Annotated in this window: 12 protein-coding genes and 1 pseudogene; 6 read left to right on the forward strand and 7 right to left on the reverse strand. The window is 59.0% G+C overall.

Translation table 11 applies throughout. From position 1 onward, the window contains the following. Positions 1-47: 47 nt before the first annotated feature. From DXX3274_RS12640 to DXX3274_RS12660, 5 genes are all read right to left on the reverse strand, one after another. Positions 48-731 (reverse strand): ABC transporter ATP-binding protein, encoded by a 684-nt coding sequence (locus tag DXX3274_RS12640; RefSeq protein ID WP_042860050.1) that lies wholly within the window; start codon positions 729-731, stop codon positions 48-50. Then, on the reverse strand, positions 724-1,572 hold the full coding sequence (locus DXX3274_RS12645; protein WP_042860051.1) for an ABC transporter ATP-binding protein: 849 nt from the start codon (positions 1,570-1,572) through the stop codon (positions 724-726). The genes DXX3274_RS12640 and DXX3274_RS12645 overlap by 8 nt, the downstream gene beginning before the upstream one ends. Beyond that, positions 1,559-2,428 (reverse strand): ABC transporter permease, encoded by an 870-nt coding sequence (locus DXX3274_RS12650; protein ID WP_042860052.1) that lies wholly within the window; start codon positions 2,426-2,428, stop codon positions 1,559-1,561. The genes DXX3274_RS12645 and DXX3274_RS12650 overlap by 14 nt, the downstream gene beginning before the upstream one ends. After that, positions 2,425-3,465 carry an ABC transporter permease gene (locus DXX3274_RS12655; RefSeq protein ID WP_050569872.1) on the reverse strand — a complete coding sequence of 347 codons (1,041 nt, stop codon included), beginning with the start codon at positions 3,463-3,465 and terminating at the stop codon, positions 2,425-2,427. Before DXX3274_RS12655 ends, DXX3274_RS12650 begins: the two co-directional genes overlap by 4 nt. A 140-nt stretch (positions 3,466-3,605) precedes the next feature. Then, on the reverse strand, positions 3,606-4,283 hold the full coding sequence (locus tag DXX3274_RS12660) for a gamma-glutamylcyclotransferase (protein ID WP_042860054.1): 678 nt from the start codon (positions 4,281-4,283) through the stop codon (positions 3,606-3,608). A 560-nt stretch (positions 4,284-4,843) separates the two neighbouring features. Here DXX3274_RS12660 and chaA point away from each other — a divergent pair. Continuing rightward, positions 4,844-5,944 carry a sodium-potassium/proton antiporter ChaA gene (gene chaA, locus DXX3274_RS12665; RefSeq protein ID WP_042860055.1) on the forward strand — a complete coding sequence of 367 codons (1,101 nt, stop codon included), beginning with the start codon at positions 4,844-4,846 and terminating at the stop codon, positions 5,942-5,944. Between the two features lie 360 nt (positions 5,945-6,304). Next, positions 6,305-8,020 carry a C4-dicarboxylic acid transporter DauA gene (dauA, locus tag DXX3274_RS12670; RefSeq protein WP_042862098.1) on the forward strand — a complete coding sequence of 572 codons (1,716 nt, stop codon included), beginning with the start codon at positions 6,305-6,307 and terminating at the stop codon, positions 8,018-8,020. A gap of 53 nt (positions 8,021-8,073) precedes the next feature. On the opposite strand, the gene DXX3274_RS12675 is transcribed toward dauA, so the two are convergent. Beyond that, a complete protein-coding gene (locus DXX3274_RS12675; protein ID WP_042860056.1) occupies positions 8,074-8,514 on the reverse strand; it encodes a hypothetical protein in 441 nt (146 codons plus the stop codon). Positions 8,515-8,754: 240 nt separating this feature from the next. Here DXX3274_RS12675 and rstA point away from each other — a divergent pair, with 240 nt between their 5' ends. From rstA to DXX3274_RS12695, 4 genes and pseudogenes are all read left to right on the forward strand, one after another. Then, positions 8,755-9,498, forward strand: a complete 744-nt coding sequence (gene rstA, locus DXX3274_RS12680) for a two-component system response regulator RstA (protein WP_038668381.1) — start codon at positions 8,755-8,757, stop codon at positions 9,496-9,498. Continuing rightward, on the forward strand, positions 9,495-10,850 hold the full coding sequence (gene rstB / locus DXX3274_RS12685) for a two-component system sensor histidine kinase RstB (RefSeq protein WP_042860057.1): 1,356 nt from the start codon (positions 9,495-9,497) through the stop codon (positions 10,848-10,850). Before rstA ends, rstB begins: the two co-directional genes overlap by 4 nt. A gap of 75 nt (positions 10,851-10,925) precedes the next feature. Next, a pseudogene (asr, locus tag DXX3274_RS12690) lies at positions 10,926-11,321 on the forward strand (acid resistance repetitive basic protein Asr); the annotation flags it as partial. 367 nt (positions 11,322-11,688) lie between these two features. Continuing rightward, positions 11,689-12,507: a serine protease gene (locus tag DXX3274_RS12695; protein WP_042860058.1), complete on the forward strand. Its 819-nt coding sequence runs from the start codon at positions 11,689-11,691 to the stop codon at positions 12,505-12,507. A gap of 178 nt (positions 12,508-12,685) precedes the next feature. On the opposite strand, the gene hrpA is transcribed toward DXX3274_RS12695, so the two are convergent. Then, positions 12,686-16,573, reverse strand: a complete 3,888-nt coding sequence (gene hrpA, locus DXX3274_RS12700) for an ATP-dependent RNA helicase HrpA (RefSeq protein ID WP_071603951.1) — start codon at positions 16,571-16,573, stop codon at positions 12,686-12,688. Positions 16,574-16,852 lie beyond the last annotated feature (279 nt).

Genomic DNA, 16,852 nt, shown 5'->3' on the forward strand with positions numbered 1-16,852 from the left:
CTAGAAATTCGTCCGCGCCGCCAGACGGCAACGCGTAAAAATTCCGTTCAGCGGGATTGCAGCCGCCCTTCCTGTATCCACACCATGCGGTCACACATATGTTCCATCACATTGCAGTCATGGCTGACCATAATAATGGTCATCTCCTCCGTCTCCCGCCAGCGGTTGAGCAGATTGAGGATACGCGCCTGCCCGACCGTATCCAGCGCCGACGTCGCTTCGTCCAGCAACAGCAGTTGCGGACGCAGCAACAGCGCGCGCAACAACGCCATTTGCTGACGTTGCCCGCCGGACAGTTGATGAGGGTAGTTATCCAGCAAACGGCACGGCAGGCCGACTTGATCGGCGCCCTGCGCGAGCCGCTCATCGATATCCGTCACGCCCATCAACCGCAAAGGGTCGCTCAGGGTTTTACGCAGACTGTGGCGCGGGTGCAACGACGCGTAAGGGTCCTGAAACACCATCTGTACCTGACGCCGCAGAACCGCATCGAACGGCCGGCCGGGGTGGACCGGCTGATCGAGCAGCGTCATGCTGCCTGACCAGTGAGGGTTAAGCCCCGCCAGCGTCCATAATAGTGAGGATTTCCCGCTGCCGGACGGCCCGGTCAGCCCAAAACACGCGCCTTGCGCCACGTTGAAACTGGCGTTATGCACTACCTCATGGCGCTGGTAACCCTGCCAGTGGGCCACGCTGACCTGCTGCAACATCACCGCCATGAGCTCATGCATCACGCGGTTCCTCCGGCTCGTCCGCTGTTGTCGGCAGCGCCTGCCCGTGGGTATGTTTGCCCGGCCGGGCTTGCCACAACGCTCGAGTGTAAGGATGCGTCGCATCCGGCAGGTGCGAGGCGGCCAGTTCATCCACCAGTTTACCCTGGCGCATCACCAGTATCCGGGCGCAATGGTGCACCACCAGCGGCAAATCATGGCTAATCAACAAAAGCCCCATGTGATGTTCGGTCAGCAGGTGATCGAGCAGCGACAGCACCTGCACGCGGGTTTCCCGGTCCAGCGCAAAAGTGCGTTCATCGATAATCAACAGATCCGGCTGAGTGATCATCGCCATCGCCAGCATGACCCGCTGCGCCATGCCGCCGGAAATCTGGTGGGGATAACACGTCAGTACCCCGCTGGGTTCCGCCAGACCGACCGCATTAAGGCTTTCCAGCACCCGGTCGCGCCTTTCGGAACGCGACAAGCTTGTGTGCAGCCGCAGCGGCTCCGCCATTTGCCAGCCGATGGTGCGCATCGGATTCAGCGCGTGCTTCGGCCCCTGCATCACCATCGCCATACGCCGGCCGCGCCACTGCCGCCATTGACGCGGACTGAGCTTCAGTAAGTCCTGCCCGGCCAGCTCAAGCCGCTCGGCCTGCATTCGGCACTCGGACGGCAGCAACCCCATCAACGCCCAGGCCAGCAGCGATTTGCCCGCACCGGATTCCCCCACCAGCGCCACCCGTTCGCGTCGCATGCTGAATGACAGCGGTTGCACCAGCGTTTGCGAGTCGCCGTTATGACGCCGAATCGACAGATTTTCGACCTCAAGCAGCCAGGGTTCAGCGTTTGTCATAACGGGGATCCAGTCTGTCGCGCAATGCGTTGCCCAACATATTAAAGGTCAGGCTGGTAAGGAAAATAGCCAGTCCCGGCATGGTGGCGACCCACCACTGCTCAAGCATCACGCTGCTGCCTTCCGCCACCATCGCGCCCCACTCCGCCATCGGCGGCGGCGCGCCCACGCCAAGAAACCCGAGTCCCGCCGCCGCCAGGATCATGTTGCCCGGCGTCATGGCCGCCCGCGTCAGCGCGCCGGGCAGGCACAACGGCAGCACATGGCCGTACATCAGCCGCCATCCGTCGATACCCTGCATACGGGCGGCAGCCAGAAACTCGCTGTTGCGCAGCGCCATGGTTTCGGCCCGCGCCTGACGGGCAAACTGCGGCCAGGCGGTCAACGCCAACGCCAGTGCGCCATGCAGCAGCCCTGACCCCAACACCGCCACCAGCGCCAGCGCAATCACCAGCCCGGGCAACGCCAGCATGATGTCCGTCAGCCGCATCAACAGCCGATCGACCCAGCCGCCGAGATAACCAGCGCCTACCCCTATCAGCAGCCCGATAGGAATGGTGAGAACCAGAATCAACGCCACCATTATCAGCGCCGGACGGGTGCCATAAATCACCCTTGAGAGCAGGTCGCGGCCGAAGCCGTCGGTCCCCAGCCAGTGGTCCGGGCCGGGTGGCTGCAGGCGATGCATCACATTTTGGCTATAGGGGTCAAACGGCGCCAGCCAAGGGGCGAACAGCGCGAGCAGCGTCAGCAGGCTCAACATCACAATGCAGACATTGAGGCTGTTCAGCACCGACGCGCGGCGCACTGGCCGGCGCGGCTGACGGTCGGTATAGAATGAATGTCGCCGCCTCATCGTGTGCGGGGATCCAGCAAAAAGATCAATGCATCCGCCAGCGCGTTGAGCAGGATGAAACAGACGCCAATCAGCAGCGTCGCTCCCAGCACCGCCGGGATATCGGCGGCAAACAGCGCGGTGGTCAGATAGCGCCCCACGCCCGGCCAGGAGAATACGGTTTCCACCAGTATCGCGCCTTCCAGCAGGCTGGCGTAAGACAGCATCAACACCGTTACCATCACCGTTTGAATATTCGGCAGGATATGAAAAAACAGGATGCGCAGCGGGCTGGCGCCCATCGCGCGGGCCAGCGTCACGTACTCTTTGCCGCACTCTTCCAGAATGGCGGTGCGCAACATGCGGGCGATGCTGGCCATCGACACAAAGCCCAGCACGCAGGCAGGCAGCCACAAATGCGCCAGCGCATTGCGAAACATCGCCAGATCGCCGTTCCAGCCGCCCAGCAGCACAAACCCGGTCGGCAATTCCGCCGAGTACTGATAAATATCATCGAACCGTCCCGGCCCCGCGGACCAGTGCAGTACGGCATAAAACAGCAACAGACTCAGCAGGCCGATCCAGAACACCGGCACCGAATAGCCCAGCAACGTCACGCCGCGCACCAGATAATCCAGCACCCCGCCGGGTTTCAACGCCGACAGCAGCGCCAGCGTGACGCCGCCGCCAAACCCAATCACAATCGCGCAGGTCGCCAGTTCAAAGGTCGCCGGAAAGGTACGCAGCAAATCCTGCAACACCGGTTGCGCGGTGGTGCGTGATACGCCGAAATCGCCCTGCAATAGCGCGGAGAGATAGTGCCAGAATTGCAGCCACAGCGGCTGATCGAGACCCAGTTGATGACGCACCTGGCTGTAGGTGGCATCGCTGGCATGTTCGCCCGTCACAGGCAGAGCCTGATCGATCGGCGCCAGATGGGTTAACAGGAAGGTAAAAAACAACAGACCTAACAGCGTCAGGCACAATGAAAGGAAACCACCCAGCACTTTACCGGGACGCGCCGCAGTTCCCCATATCTGTTGATAAAATGGACTCATTGACGGAGGCCTTGTTGCTGGGAAGGCAACCCCAGGTCGTGACACGTTGCCAGCATGGTATCATCACTGCCGCCGGACGGGTATAGACAACCGCCGTCTCAGTTCACGCCCTCGTCAGGCCCGCGCCGCACAGGTTAAAGCTACGCCTGACCGGCGGATGGGCCCTGCTGCAGTTCCCGCACCCGCTGCGCCAGCGCGCTCAGGCTTTCGTCCGCCATGCCGTAATGCTTCAGTTCCTGTTCCAGCGCGAACAGATACTGGGCGTTGGTGCCGAGCGGCCCGCTGGCGCGGGCAATCAGCGGCGCAATACTCTGTATGCAGGTATCGGCTTCCAGCAGCGGATGCTCAGGGTCGGTGACAAACACCAGCGCGGTGATCGGCTCGCCGCTTTGACAGCGCAGTTCGCACCATAACGGCCGGTAACAGCCGGTCAGCATTTCTCGCTTCCACAGCAGTTCCAGTTCTTCGCGCAGGGTAGTTTCAGGCAACCGGTAGGCCAGTCCGGTGGTTTCGCCGCCGGGTTTTAGCCCCAGCATACGGCCAGGCTGGCTATGGGTGCCGCGGCCGGCGGTGAGGCGCAGACAAAAGGTGCGATGCCAGCCGTTGAGCGTAGCCACGCAAGCCTCTTCGGCATCGAACACCGGATTCCACATCAGGGAGCCGTAACCGAACACCCAGACCGGGCTTTGGTCAGGGCGGGATGCCAGCGTACACGCCAAAGACGCCGCACGCTGCTGAGGGGTCAGCAACAAGGATTCATCAATATTGCCAAACGAGGTTTTACAATCTGCTTTCTGCAAAAAATCACGCGTCAACACTACCCACTGCCCTCACTAAAACGTTTCTTACTGCACGGCGGCATCGCCTCGTCTATTCTGGCCGATCATCAACCCTGTAATCAACGCAGGTATTGCTTATTTCTACGGCAAAATATCGTTAACCTTTACCAGAATTTTGCTAAACGCCCGATACAATAGCGCAGCAGACGTTCATGAACGGTTTCGCAATGATGTCAGGCCACGCCCATCCTTCGCATTCATGGGAAAATGACAACTCTATCTTATTTATGCGTCGTCTAGCTCAAAAATGACAACCTATAAAAAGATAAAATACGTTATCATTTGATAAAAATAGTAAACAAAAAGCACAAAATCTTTTATTATTAATCAGATAAAACATAAAGAATGAAAACACCCGGTAAAAATCCGCTAGAACAGGTTATACCGGGGTTTAAGTAACAATACTTTTGGCTCCGAAGGGGTCGGAGAGGCAGGGGAAAAATCATCCGGGCAAAATCGCAGCATCGCCCCAGTGCGTCAATCAACGCCCGGATGCAATAAAAAACGCTTATCTTTAGACGGTATAAGGAGACCCGACCATGCCGACATCCTCCGACGCGGTGAAAACCCGTCACCACGAATACACCCTGATTTTTCCGTTGCTGGCGCTGCTGGCCCTGACATTATGGGGCGATGCCCGCAGCCTGCCGGCCATGGTTGGCATCAACCTGCTGGCGCTGGTGGGGATCCTCGCCAGCGCGTTCAGCGTGGTGCGCCACGCCGATGTGCTGGCGCATCGTCTGGGAGAACCCTATGGCTCGTTGATCCTCAGTCTGTCGGTCGTGATTCTGGAAGTCAGCCTGATTTCGGCGCTGATGGCTACCGGCGATGCCGGTCCGACGCTGATGCGCGACACCCTTTATTCGATCATCATGATCGTCAGCGGCGGTCTGGTCGGCTTTGCCCTGTTGCTGGGAGGCCGCAAATTCGCCACCCAGTACGTCAATCTGGCCGGCATCAAGCAATATCTGATGGCAATATTTCCGCTGGCGATACTGGTGCTGGTGTTTCCCGCCGCGCTGCCGGAAGGTAATTTCTCCGTGGCGCAATCCATCATCATCGCGCTGATTTCCGCCATGATGTACGGCGTATTCCTGCTAATTCAAACCCGCACGCATCAGAGCCTGTTTGTCTACGAGCACGAAGATGAAAGCGATGATGATAACCCGCACCACGGCAAACCGTCGGTGCACAGCTCCGCCTGGCACGCTATCTGGCTGCTGGTGCATCTGGTAGCGGTGATTGGCGTCACCAAGATGGACTCGCCGCAGTTGGAAGGATTGCTGGAGGCGATGAACGCGCCGTCCCAATTTACCGGTTTCCTGGTAGCGCTGCTGATCCTGTCGCCGGAAGGGCTGGGCGCCATCACCGCCGTACTGCGTAATCAGGTACAACGCGCCATGAACCTGTTCTTCGGGTCGGTGCTGGCCACCATTTCGCTGACGGTACCCGCCGTAACGCTGATCGCCACGCTCACCGGCCGCACCCTGCAGTTTTCGCTCGACCTGCCGCATATTGTGGTGATGCTGTCGGTGCTGGTGCTGTGCCATATTTCCTTTTCCACCGGCCGCACCAACGTCCTCAACGGCAGCGCGCACCTGGCGCTGTTCGCCGCTTATCTGATGACCATCATGCTGTAAGCGCCCCCGCCGGTATCGCCGCCCGGCGATACCGGCATCGTACTATCACGTAATTATCTCGCCGTCTTATCTACTGCTTCCGGTCTACGCTTTCCTGCCTGCGACGTCCTGCCGCATATCGGCAACGCAGCGATTTATACGACAATATTCTCTTCTTGCCCGAAAAAATCCTTTCCATTGATTTACCGCTGGATCTGCGTCAAAAAACAGGCGTATGGTATCGGCTTTGGACTGTGTCCTACCGCGGCGGCTGCGCTTTTTGTTTTCACTTCTCCGGCAACCACCGCAGGCGGCACACGCCCTGGCCGTGACGGGCCGCTGTCGACCCGCCTGTTTTTCATTGTTTGGTTCTTGTTTTCCATGAAATCACACCGAATTAACGGTATCAGACCGTTCAGCGCGCTGATTGAAGCCTGCTGGCGAGAAACCTACACGCTGTCGCGTTTTACTCATGATGTTATTGCCGGGATTACCGTCGGGATCATCGCCATCCCGCTGGCGATGGCGCTGGCGATAGCCAGCGGCGTGCCCCCGCAGTATGGACTTTATACGTCGGCGATCGCCGGGCTGGTGATCGCGCTGTGCGGCGGTTCCCGCTACAGCGTCTCCGGCCCCACCGCCGCATTTGTGGTTATTCTTCATCCCGTGTCCCAACAGTTCGGCATCTCCGGCCTGCTGGTCGCCACCCTACTCTCCGGCGTGTTTTTGCTGTTGATGGGCCTATGCCGGCTGGGGCGGTTGATTGAATACATTCCTCTGCCGGTGACGCTCGGGTTTACCTCCGGTATCGCCATCACCATCGCCACCATGCAGGTAAAAGACTTTTTCGGCCTGACCATGGCCACGGTGCCGGAGCACTATGCCGAAAAAGTGGCGGCGCTGGTACAGGCGCTGCCGACGCTGAACATCGGCGATACGCTGGTCGGCGCGACGACGCTGCTGGTGCTGATCGTCTGGCCAAGGCTGGGCATTCGCCTGCCGGGTCATCTCCCCGCATTGCTGGCAGGCGCCGCCGTGATGGGCGTGTTATCGCTGTTTCACCTTGACGTGGCGACTATCGGCTCGCGTTTCAGCTACCTGCTGGCCGACGGTAGTCATGGTCAGGGCATCCCGGCGATTCTGCCGCAGTTTTTACTGCCGTGGAACATTCCCGCGCCGGACGGTCACACCATGTCGCTGAGCTGGAAAAGCCTGTCCGACCTGCTGCCCGCGGCGTTTTCCATGGCGATGCTCGGCGCCATTGAGTCACTGCTGTGCGCGGTGGTGCTGGACGGCATGACCGGGCGTAAACACCATCCCAGCAACGAGTTGATCGGCCAGGGCATCGGCAACATGGTGGCGCCGTTCTTCGGCGGCATTACCGCCACCGCCGCCATCGCCCGTTCCGCCGCCAACGTGCGGGCAGGCGCGACTTCGCCCATCTCGGCGGTGATCCACGCCGGTCTGGTGCTGTTGTCCCTGTTGGTGCTGGCGCCCTGGCTCTCTTATCTGCCGCTGTCGGCGATGGCCTCACTGCTGTTGTTGGTAGCGTGGAACATGAGCGAGGCGCACAAGGTTGTCTACCTGCTGCGCCGGGCGCCGCGGGACGATATTCTGGTGCTGGTGCTGTGCATGGCGTTAACCGTACTGTTCGATATGGTGATTGCTATTACGGTGGGGATTGTGCTGGCGTCGTTGCTGTTTATGGGCAATGTGGCGCGCATGACGCGGCTGAGCGAGCTGCCGGGCACTATCGCGGGCCAGCGGCTGGTGCTGCGCATTAACGGACCGCTGTTTTTCGCCGCGGCGGAACGCCTGTTCAATGAACTGATGGAACGCGCCCAGCCTTACCCGACGATTGTTCTGCAGTGGGATGCCGTGTCGGTGCTGGATGCCGGCGGCCTTAACGCTTTCCGCCACTTTGTGGAATTGCTGCCGCCGGAAAAACAGCTGATCATTACCGATATCCCGTTCCAGCCGCTCAAAACACTGGCCCGGGCTAACGTCACGCCGATCGCCAACCGGCTGGGTTTCTACGCGACGCTGGAACAGGCGCTGGCGGAAACCATCCCCGTTCCCGACGAGCTGGCTTCCTGATCTTTCACCGGATCCCGCTTTATGCGGGGTCCGATTCGGTACGCCTCAAATGTTCAGCAGAGCAGCCCTGACGGCGCCGTCGATGTGGCGGAACGCACCGTCAGGCACTCCGCATGCTGGCTTAGCGCCAGTTCATGATCGCGGCAAGCCAACCCTATCGCCTGCAACTGCTCGCCGGACAGCGCATAAGGCAGCCGAATGTCCAGCTCCGTCACCCCTTGCTGGCGCGCCAGTGTAATCAGACGGGAAAGATTGGTTTCATCGCTGGCCTGAGTGGACAGTACCTGCATCGCCAGTTCCAGCAGTTTATCCTTACCCGCGCTCCCGGCTACCACGGGTGACTTGGTCACCATGCCGAAAATCGGCATCACGCCGTACAACGCGTCGATAAAGCGCCAACGCTTGCGGCACAGCGCGCCAAGGTACGCGGTATAATCAATGCACATCCGTTCACTTTCAGAGGAGCCCGCAGGCCCGGAATGAGCCTCTTCCATCCTTTTTCTCCTTTCCGTCAACCGACCGTTGGCGTCACGCCATTTCACGTTAACCATTACAACGTAAAAAGGATTAATAAGGTATAGTATCTCCAATAATTGTAGAGCTATTAGGCAAAAGCAGGGACTTTTCTGCTGGCAATGCGATCCAGCGCACCCTACGCTTGCGTCGTAGCCGCCCATGCCGTCAGACGGCGCCGGCATGAGCCATAATACGCGTTCTGTTGTGAGTGGGATGTCATGTATAAAGTTGTTTTTGTTGAAGATGATCCGGAAGTCGGCAAACTGATCGCCGCCTATCTGGGTAAACATGATATTGATGTACGCATTGAGCCGCGCGGCGATAACGCGCTGGCATTCATCGAAGAGCAACAACCCGACCTGGTGTTGCTGGACATCATGCTGCCCGGTAAAGACGGTATGACGATTTGCCGGGAACTGCGCCCCCTCTTCACCGGCCCCATCGTACTGCTCACCTCGCTCGACAGCGACATGAACCACATCCTGTCGCTGGAAATGGGGGCCGATGACTATATTCTGAAAACCACGCCGCCGGCGGTGCTGCTGGCGCGCTTGCGCCTGCATTTCCGTCAGTACGCCGCCGCGCCGCAGCCGGCGGTGGAAAAAAGCGCGCCGGTGAAAACGCAGGTTCAGGTGCATAAATCGTTGCACTTCGGCCTGTTGTGCATTGATCCGGTCAACCGCGACGTCACGCTGGCGGACGAGAATATCGCCCTCTCCACGTCGGATTTCGACCTGCTGTGGCTGCTGGCCACCCACGCCGGACAGATCATGGACCGCGAAGCGCTGCTTAAGGCGCTGCGCGGCGTCAGTTACGACGGGATGGATCGCAGTATCGACGTCGCCATTTCCCGCCTGCGCAAAAAATTGTACGACAACGCGCTGGAACCGGTGCGCATCAAAACCATCCGCAACAAAGGCTATCTGTTCGCCCCCAATGCCTGGGAGACCCTTACGCCATGAAAAAACTGTTTATTCAGTTCTTTCTGCTGCTGTTCGCCAGCTTTTTGGTGATGACCCTGCTGGTGGGGCTGGTGTACAAAGTCACGGCGGAACGGGCCGGGCGCCAATCGATGGATGACCTGATGAAAAGCTCGCTGTATCTGATCCGCAACGAGTTGCGTTCCATTCCGCCACGGGAGTGGCACAAGACCATCAACCAGATGGACCTTAACCTGTCGTTTAAGTTGCACATTGAGCCGATCAGCAAGTACCGGCTCAGCACGCAGGCGCAGCAGCGGCTGATTCAGGGGGAAATCGTCGCGCTGGACGACGAGTACACCTTTATCCAGCGCATTCCCCGCAGTCACTATGTGCTGGCGGTCGGCCCGATTCCCTATCTGTTCTTCCTGCACGAAATCCGGCTGGTCAACCTGCTGTTTCTGGCGCTGATCGGCCTGTCGCTGGCGCTGCCGGTGTTCCTGTGGATACGCCCGCACTGGAAGGCGATGCTGCAACTGGAAAGCGCCGCGCAGCGGCTGGGAGACGGCCATCTGGAAGAGCGGACCCACTTTGATAATACCTCCAGCCTGTTCCGCCTCGGCGTGGCGTTCAACCGCATGGCCGACAACCTCAACCAGTTGATTACCAGTAAAAAACAGCTGATCGACAATATCGCTCATGAGCTGCGCACGCCGCTGGTCCGGCTGCGCTACCGGCTGGCGATGAGCGACAACCTGACCGACGAAGAGCAGGAAGCCATCAACCGCGATGTCGGCCAGTTGGAGGCGTTAATCGATGAACTGCTGACCTACGCCCGCCTCGACCGGCCGCAGGTGACGCTGCATCTCGAAGAGATCGACCTGTCGCAATGGCTGCACAAGCGAATCGAGGATTTCCGGCTGGTGCACGACGAGAAACAGATTGAGCTGGACGTAACCGGCGATAACAACTTCGGCTATGTGGACCTGCGCCTGATGGAACGGGTGTTGAACAATTTGGTCAATAACGGTTTGCGTTTCTGTCAGCATCGCCTGCGGGTAGGGCTAACGCTCGACCAGCATACCGCCTATCTGCAGGTGGAGGATGACGGGCCGGGCATCGCGCCGGAAGACCGCGCACATATCTTCGAACCCTTCATCCGGTTGGAAGCCGGTATCGAAAACAGCAGCGGCGGATGCGGCCTGGGGCTGGCGATTGTTCACGCCATCGTGCGCGCTTACAACGGCACGATCGAGGTGGACAGCAGCCCGTTGGGCGGCGCGCGCTTCCTGTTCCGCTGGCCGATTATCGAGCACAAATCCTCGTCAAATTCTTCGTCTGCGAACCTTGTACAATCCGTTACACGCGGAAACCAAACACTCACAGATCGCTAGCCTATGTTCCCCTATTCTTCAGTCATCGGCCCACCCTGGGGTTCGAAACGTGAACTGGATAATGAGGAATTTACGATGAATAAATTTTTAGTGATGATCGCAGGTGCGGCTCTGGGTCTGTCCTCTGTAGCTTTCGCAGCAGGTACCACTGCTCCGGCTGCTGCTCCGGCCACTACTACTGCTACTACTACTGCTGCTAAAGCTGACACCACCAAAAAACCGGTGAAAAAAGCTGAGAAGAAAAAAACCGATCAGAAAGCACAGGCTGCTAAAAAGCACAAAAAAGTAGCGAAGAAAAAAGCCCCGGCTGCTCAGAAAGCTCAGGCCGCTAAAAAACACAAAAAAAGCCAAAAAACCGGCTGCCCAGAAAGCTCAGGCTGCCAAAAAAGTAGCTAAGAAAAAACCGGCTGCCCAGAAGCTCAGGCTGCTAAAAAACACAAAAAAGTGAAAAAAGCCAAAACCACTCCGGCTGCTTAATTCACCAAAGTGACTGTTAATGGTCATGAGCACCGGTAGTCAGGAGCACGCTCCCCCACTACCGACATGACAATAGCGTTATCAAACACCCGGTTCGCCGGGTGTTTGTTTCATGGGGACCGGATAATGCTGCGACGCTACTCATTTGAAATCGTGCTGTCCTTCCTGCTTATCTGCGCGCTGGTTATCGTGGTGTTCTTCTTATAACCCGGTTTTACTCTCGCCTGCGCGCCCAAACCGGGTCATCCGATTCGCCTGACCAACCAATCTGTCGTTTCCTGCCTGATTCCGGCATGCTACGTTTATAGTGGATTGATGACGGTTAATACGCTGAATTTCATCTTTAAAGGCCATTCATTACATGCGCATATCAGCCTGGTTGTTATGTTCATTGAGCGTGCTCGCCGCTTCTGCGTGGGCCGATAACGAGCCGTCAGCCACGACGGAACAACAAAAACAGACGCTGTTCTTTAACCATGATGACCGCGACAAAGTGCCGGATACCGCCCAATGGCCGTGGCAGGCAATTGGTCAACTGGAAACCGCCAGCGGCAACCTCTGCACCGCAACCCTGATCTCGCCGCATCTGGCGCTGACCGCCGGCCACTGCGTGGTAGCGCCGCCCGGCGTACCGGATAAACCGGTGGCGTTGCGTTTTCTGGCAACGGAAAACGGCTGGCGTTATGAAACCGATAAAATTGAAGCGCTGACCAATAAAAAACTGGCCAGGATGCTGAAAGCAGACGGCGACGGCTGGATTGTTCCGCCTTCCGCCGCACCGTGGGATTTCGCGCTGATTAGGCTCAAGCAGACGCCGCCGGGCATCCGCCCGTTGCCGATCTGGCAGGGAACGCAGGAAGAGCTGAAGACGGCGCTGGAAGCCGCGCAACAGAAGGTCACCCAGGCCGGTTATCCGGAAGACCATCAGGATACGCTGTACCGCCATCAGGATTGCCTGATTACCGGTTGGGTCCATAAAGCGGTGATGGCGCACCGTTGCGACACCCTACCCGGCGACAGCGGCTCGCCGTTGATGCTGAAAACCGCCGGCAGTTGGGTGCTGATGGGCATTCAAAGCTCCGCGCCGGACGCCAGCAACCGCCAACTTGCCGATAACCGCGCCGTGGCGGTCACCGCCATCCGCCAGCAGCTGGAAGCGTTGTCCAAAAAAGATCGTTAATCCGCCTTCGCCGGTATTTCTGCCTGAAATACCGGCCATTCAGCGCCTGATCAGTCCCGCCATTCATCAACGACGGATTAAGCATGACGCTAGCGGCCGCAAACCGGTTTCCTTGTCCTTCGATTAGGCGCCGATAACGTCCTATCGTCAGGATAAACCGCTTACCGTTGGCGGCGGCTTACCCCTCAATCTGCTCCATCGCCTGCAAAATACGTTTATCGGAAACAGGATAAGGCGTGCCCAGTTGCTGGGCGAAGTAGCTGACGCGCAGTTCCTCGATCATCCAGCGGATAGCCTTCACGTCGTCATCTTCCCGCCGTTCCGGCGGCAGCTTGTTCAGCCACTGCTGCCAGGCCCGCTGTACCTGCTCCACTTTTAGCATTTGCGCGCGGTCACGGTGTACGTCCTGCGCCAGCTTATCCAACCGACGCTCGATGGCCTGCAGATAGCGCAGCACATCCGGCAACCGCTTCCAGCCGTTGTCAGTGACGAAGCCGCGGAACACCAGCCCGCTCATCTGCGTCTTGATGTCGCTCAAGGCCAGCGCCAGCGCCATATCCACCCGGCCTTTGAGCCGTTTGTTGATCGAGAAGACCGTGGTCAGAATCTGTTCCACCTGTTGAGCGATATCCACCACCGTGTCATTCAGTTCCGCACGTACCCGCTCATGCAACTGGTGGAACGCGTCTTCCTGCCACACCGGGCCGCCCGCTACCGCCATCAACTTGTCCACGCCGCAGGCGATGCAATCGTCGATCAGATCCAGCACCTTGCCGTACGGGTTGAAATACAGCCCCAGCTTGGCCTTGTTAGGCAGCTTTTCATGCAGATACTTGATGGGAGAAGGAATGTTCAGCAGCAGCAGGCGGCGCTGACCGCGCCACATCATCTGTTGCTGCTGGTGCGGCGAATCAAACAGACGAATCGCTACGCTGTCTTTCTCGTCCACCAGCGCCGGATAGGCTTTTACCGCGTAGCCGCCGCGTTTCTGTTCGTAACGCTCCGGCAAATCGCCAAAACTCCAGATATGCAAATCGCGCTGTTCGATGCCGTCATCCGCCACCGCCGACAGCGTTTGCTGCACCTTCTCCTGCAACTGATCTTTCAGCGCCCGCAGATTCTTGCCTTCCCGCAGCGTTCGGCTTTTCTCGTCCACCACCCGGAAGGTCATTTTCAGGTGATCATCCACCTGATCCCACTGCCAGGCCTCGCGATCGACCGTCACGCCGGTCATCAGCCGCAGCTCGCGCTCCAGCGCCTCCAGCAGCCCTTTCTCCAGCGGCGTCACCCGCGCCAGAAACGCTTCGGCATAGTTGGGCGCCGGCACGAAGTTACGCCGTATCGGTTTTGGCAGCGATTTGATCAGCGCCACCACCACGTCACGGCGCAGCCCTGGGATCTGCCATTCGAATCCGTCCTCTTTGACCTGATTCAGTACCGGCAGCGGGATATGCACGGTGACGCCGTCGGCGTCCGCCCCCGGCTCGAACTGATAGGTGAGCCGCAAACGCAGCTCGCCCTGCTGCCAGTGGTTCGGGTAGTCCAGCGCGCTGACGCGCTCCGCCCCGTCTTTGATCAGCATAGCCTTCTCGAAATTCAGCTGATCCGGGTCGGTTTTCGACGCCTGCTTCCACCAGTTGTCGAAATGACGGCTCGACACCACGTCATGAGGAAGGCGCTGGTCGTAGAACGCAAACAGCGTCTCGTCATCCACCAGAATGTCGCGGCGGCGGGACTTGTTCTCCAGTTCTTCCACTTCTAAACGCAGTTTCTGATTGGCGCGGAAAAACGCATGCTGGGTCTGCCAGTCGCCTTCCACCAGCGCATGGCGAATGAACAGCTCGCGCGACACCACCGGGTCGATGGCGCCGTAATTCACCTTGCGAGCCGCCACCAGCGGCAGACCGTACAGCGTGACTTTTTCCTGCGCCATCACCGCGCCCTGCGCTTTCTCCCAGTGCGGCTCGCTGTAGCTGCGTTTGATCAGGTGCTGCGCCAGCGGTTCAACCCATTCCGGCTCGATCCGCGCGGCGATGCGCCCCCACAGGCGGCTGGTTTCCACCAGTTCCGCCACAATGGTCCACTTCGGTGGTTTTTTGAATAAACCAGAACCGGGGAAAATAGCGAAACGGGTGTTGCGCGCGCCGCTGAACTCCTGCTTTTCAACGTCTTTTTGTCCGATGTGGGACAGCAGCCCGGTCAGCAACGCGCCGTGCAGGCTACGGTAATCCGCCGGTTCGCTGTTGACCGGGAAGCCCAGTTCTTTTACCACCTGACGCAACTGGGTGTAGATATCCTGCCACTCCCGCACCCGCAGGTAGTTGAGGTAATCGCTGCGGCACAGTTTGCGAAACTGGCTGGACGATAGCGCTTTCTGCTGCTCTTGCAGGTAATCCCACAGGTTGACGAAGGCCAGAAAATCGGACTCTTTGTCGGCGAAACGGCGGTGTTTCTCCTCCGCCGCCTGCTTTTTCTCTATCGGGCGCTCGCGCGGATCCTGAATCGACAACGCGGCGGTGATGATCATCACCTCGCGCACGCAGCTGGTCTGGCGTGCTTCCAGCACCATGCGCGCCAGTCGCGGGTCGATAGGCAACTGCGCCAGCTGGCGCCCCTGCGGCGTCAACCGGTAATGGCCGTCGTCGCTGCTCTGGAGTGCGCTCAGTTCCTCCAGCAGCCGCACCCCATCCTGAATGTTGCGCTTATCCGGCGCTTCGACAAATGGAAACGCCGCGATATCGCCCAGCCCCAACGCCGTCATCTGCAAAATGACCGACGCCAGGTTGGTGCGCAAAATCTCCGGGTCGGTAAACGCCGGCCGGGAGAAAAAATCCTGCTCGGAATAGAGCCGAATACAGATGCCCGCCGCCACACGGCCGCAGCGCCCTTTGCGCTGGTTGGCGGACGCCTGCGACACCGGCTCGATCGGCAGCCGCTGCACCTTGGTGCGATAGCTGTAGCGGCTGATGCGCGCGGTGCCGGGGTCGATCACGTAACGAATGCCCGGCACCGTCAGCGAGGTTTCCGCCACGTTGGTCGCCAGCACGATGCGCCGTCCGTGGTGAGACTGGAACACCCGGTTCTGTTCCTGGTTGGAAAGCCGCGCGTACAACGGCAAAATCTCGGTATGCGGCAAGTCCTGCTTGTTCAGCGCGTCGGCGGTATCGCGGATTTCCCGCTCGCCGCTCATGAACACCAGAATATCGCCCGGTCCTTCGCGACACAGTTCGTCCACCGCATCCAGAATCGCCTGCAGTTGGTCGCGATCGCTGTCCTGCGCCTCTTCCACCACCGGCCGGTAGCGAACATCCACCGGATACGTCCTTCCGGACACCTCAATAATCGGCGCATTGCCGAAGTGACGTGAAAAACGCTGCGGATCGATGGTGGCGGAGGTGATGATCACCTTGAGGTCCGGCCGTCTGGGCAGCAGTTGCTTGAGGTAACCGAGAATAAAGTCAATGTTGAGGCTGCGTTCGTGCGCCTCATCGATGATCAGCGTGTCGTACTGCATCAACAGCCGATCCTGCTGAATCTCCGCCAGCAGGATACCGTCCGTCATCAGTTTGACCAGCGTGTTGTCGCCGACCTGATCGTTGAATCGCACCTTGTAACCCACCGTGCTGCCAAGCGGCGTCTCCAGCTCCGCAGCGATGCGGTCCGCCACGCTGCGGGCCGCCAGCCGGCGCGGCTGAGTATGACCGATCAGCCCGGTAACGCCGCGTCCCAACTCCAGACACATCTTCGGCAACTGGGTGGTTTTGCCGGAGCCGGTTTCCCCGGCTACGATCACCACCTGATGATCGCGGATAGCGTTGAGGATCGCCTCGCGCTTCTGGCTAACCGGCAAGGCTTCCGGGTAACGTATCGCCGGCAACGACGCCCTGCGCTGCTCCACCCGCAGCCGCGCGGCGTCGATTTCCTGGCTGATGTCCTGCGCAATCGAAACCTGTGCCTGCGGATTTCCCACTTTCATCGCGCCTTGCAAACGGCGGCGCAGGCGTTGCCGGTCGCGCAGCATTAGCGCATTAAGCTGAGGTTCTAACGCATGGAGAGGTGATGTCACGGTGCAATTCCTTACTGTCTGATTCCGGGTACGGTTGAACAAGGACGTTCAACGCTCCGGCGCCCTGCTGGTACTGCGGGCATAACCTGATTGTATTGCAGGCATAAATAGTGCGGCGGGCATGGTATCACATTGACCGCGCAGGCTATACGCCATCAGGCGGGATTCCGCCGCACCGCATCGCGGTTTCGGAGGCATCGTTCAATAAAATCGAACAAAGGTCTCGAAATATTACGCTATCCCATTGCCGGCAACGCGCCTATGATGCATTCATTCGGC

It is taken from the genome of Dickeya sp. NCPPB 3274 (genome assembly GCF_000406205.1).
Classification (GTDB): domain Bacteria; phylum Pseudomonadota; class Gammaproteobacteria; order Enterobacterales; family Enterobacteriaceae; genus Dickeya; species Dickeya fangzhongdai.

Excerpts from the sequence above, each read along its gene's own strand:
- DXX3274_RS12675 (WP_042860056.1), bottom strand. The coding sequence starts at position 8,514 with ATGGAAGAGGCTCATTCCGGGCCTGCGGGCTCCTCTGAAAGTGAACGG.
- DXX3274_RS12655 (WP_050569872.1), bottom strand. The coding sequence starts at position 3,465 with ATGAGTCCATTTTATCAACAGATATGGGGAACTGCGGCGCGTCCCGGT.
- DXX3274_RS12645 (WP_042860051.1), bottom strand. The coding sequence starts at position 1,572 with ATGACAAACGCTGAACCCTGGCTGCTTGAGGTCGAAAATCTGTCGATT.
- chaA (WP_042860055.1), top strand. The coding sequence starts at position 4,844 with ATGCCGACATCCTCCGACGCGGTGAAAACCCGTCACCACGAATACACC.
- DXX3274_RS12640 (WP_042860050.1), bottom strand. The coding sequence starts at position 731 with ATGCATGAGCTCATGGCGGTGATGTTGCAGCAGGTCAGCGTGGCCCAC.
- rstA (WP_038668381.1), top strand. The coding sequence starts at position 8,755 with ATGTATAAAGTTGTTTTTGTTGAAGATGATCCGGAAGTCGGCAAACTG.
- DXX3274_RS12650 (WP_042860052.1), bottom strand. The coding sequence starts at position 2,428 with ATGAGGCGGCGACATTCATTCTATACCGACCGTCAGCCGCGCCGGCCA.
- dauA (WP_042862098.1), top strand. The coding sequence starts at position 6,305 with ATGAAATCACACCGAATTAACGGTATCAGACCGTTCAGCGCGCTGATT.
- rstB (WP_042860057.1), top strand. The coding sequence starts at position 9,495 with ATGAAAAAACTGTTTATTCAGTTCTTTCTGCTGCTGTTCGCCAGCTTT.
- DXX3274_RS12695 (WP_042860058.1), top strand. The coding sequence starts at position 11,689 with ATGCGCATATCAGCCTGGTTGTTATGTTCATTGAGCGTGCTCGCCGCT.